The sequence below is a fragment of the Pseudomonas sp. genome (assembly GCF_026224925.1).
Taxonomy (GTDB): Bacteria; Pseudomonadota; Gammaproteobacteria; order Pseudomonadales; family Pseudomonadaceae; genus Aquipseudomonas.
Map to the genome: position 1 here is coordinate 1 of NZ_JAMFRV010000494.1, position 2,014 is coordinate 2,014.

Sequence of the window (2,014 nt, forward strand, 5' to 3'; positions counted from 1 at the left end):
GATGGCATCGCCGATCTGGCCGATCGCTACAGCTTCGGTGAGCTGCGCACCTCCCATGAGCAGAATATTATTCTGGCTGATGTCGAGCAGAGCCAACTGTTTACGATGTGGGGTGAGTTGCGCGAGCAAGGATTCGCCACGCCGAACATTGGCTTGCTGACCGACATCATTTGCTGCCCAGGCGGCGACTTCTGCTCGCTGGCCAACGCCAAATCAATCCCGATTGCCGAGTCCATTCAGCGTCGCTTCGACGATCTGGATTACCTGTTCGACATCGGCGAGTTGGACCTGAACATTTCTGGCTGCATGAACGCCTGTGGTCACCACCATGTGGGCCATATCGGCATTCTCGGCGTCGACAAGAAAGGCGCGGAGTTCTACCAGGTATCTCTCGGTGGCAGCAGCAACCGTGACGCCAGCCTGGGCAAGATTCTCGGCCCGTCGTTCGCCCAGGAAGTCATGCCTGATGTGATTGAAAAGCTGATCGATGTGTACGTTGAAAAACGTACCGAAGATGAGCGCTTCATCGACACCTTCCAGCGTATCGGCATTGACCCTTTCAAGGAGCGCGTCTATGCAGCGAATAATTAAGAACAACGAAGTCATCGATGAGACTTGGCACCTGTTGCCCAAAGACGTGACGCTTGACGAGTTGTCCAACTGTGACGACCTGATCGTGCCGTTGGCGTTGTGGCTGGACCACGGTCACGCCCTTAAGGCACGCGACGGCGGTCTAGGTGTGTGGCTGGACAGTGACGAAGAAGCCGAGCACATCGGTGACGACGTTAGCCAGTTCCAGGTCATCGCCCTGAACTTCCCAGCGTTCACCGACGGCCGGAGCTTCTCCAACGCCCGTTTGCTGCGTGATCGTTTTGGCTACAAAGGTGAGCTGCGGGCCATTGGTGACGTGTTGCGTGACCAATTGTTCTACATGCACCGCTGTGGTTTTGACGCGTTTGCCATCCGCCCGGATAAAGACCCGTACGAAGCCCTTGAAGGTTTGAAGGACTTCTCCGTGACCTACCAGGCCGCTACCGACGAGCCGCTGCCGCTGTTCCGACGCCGCTGATCGTAGTTGCAAAAAAAGCCCGGGATTCGCGAGAATCCCGGGCTTTTTTCGTGGGGTTTGCTGGGTAACCCCAGATCCCCTGTGGGAGGGAACTTGTTCACGAAGGCAACACTACGGTTTTTTCAGAGTAACCGCGGCGTCTGCTTCCCGAACAAAGCTACGCTCCCCGGTTGGTCCTACAGAATGAGAAGCAGACTGTGATTAGCCCTTACCAAAAACGCTGTTGCGTCAGCCGGCTCCACCAGGTTGTCAGCACACGGTCAACCGACGCGCTGGCGGCTAGCCCTACTCGCTCCTGAAGACTTTTACGCTCGGAGTAATGCAGGTGGAACACTTCAGCGACCTTGGCCCGCTCTGACAAATATTCATCACTGGTCTTCAGCTCATCAACCAACTGCTTGTCCAGCGCAGCCATGCCGAGCCAGACTTCGCCGGTGGCGACATCATCAATGGCCAGCTGGGGACGGTAGCGAGCGACAAAGTTCTTGAACAGCTCGTGGGTGATGTCCAGTTCTTCCTGAAACTTCTCACGGCCCTTCTCGGTGTTTTCGCCAAATACCGTCAGCGTGCGTTTGTATTCGCCTGCGGTGAGTACTTCGAAATCAATGTCATGCTTCTTCAGCAGACGATTGACGTTAGGCAACTGCGCCACCACCCCGATAGAGCCGAGGATAGCGAACGGGGCGCTGATGATCTTGTCGCCAATGCACGCCATCATATAGCCACCGCTGGCCGCGACCTTATCAATGCATATCGTCAACGGAATGCCCGCCTGACGGATACGAGCCAATTGCGAAGACGCCAGACCGTAACTGTGGACCATGCCTCCGCCGCTTTCCAGCCGCAGCACCACTTCGTCTTTTGCCGTCGCAAGGGTCAGCAGCGCGGTGATTTCATGGCGCATGCTTTCGGTAGCGGAGGCCTTGATGTCACCGTCGAAGTCCA

Annotated in this window: 2 protein-coding genes and 1 pseudogene; 2 read left to right on the forward strand and 1 reads right to left on the reverse strand. The window is 56.5% G+C overall.

Annotation, left to right across the window (positions count from 1 at the left end):
- Window positions 1-591, forward strand: a pseudogene (locus M0974_RS21115) (nitrite/sulfite reductase); the annotation flags it as partial.
- Window positions 575-1,069 (forward strand): DUF934 domain-containing protein, encoded by a 495-nt coding sequence (locus tag M0974_RS21120; protein WP_297841238.1) that lies wholly within the window; start codon window positions 575-577, stop codon window positions 1,067-1,069. The pseudogene M0974_RS21115 and the gene M0974_RS21120, both read left to right, overlap by 17 nt.
- Window positions 1,070-1,277: 208 nt before the next feature.
- On the opposite strand, the gene sohB is transcribed toward M0974_RS21120, so the two are convergent.
- Window positions 1,278-2,014: protease SohB (gene sohB / locus M0974_RS21125; RefSeq protein WP_297841241.1), on the reverse strand; the 737-nt coding region annotated here is incomplete at its 5' end.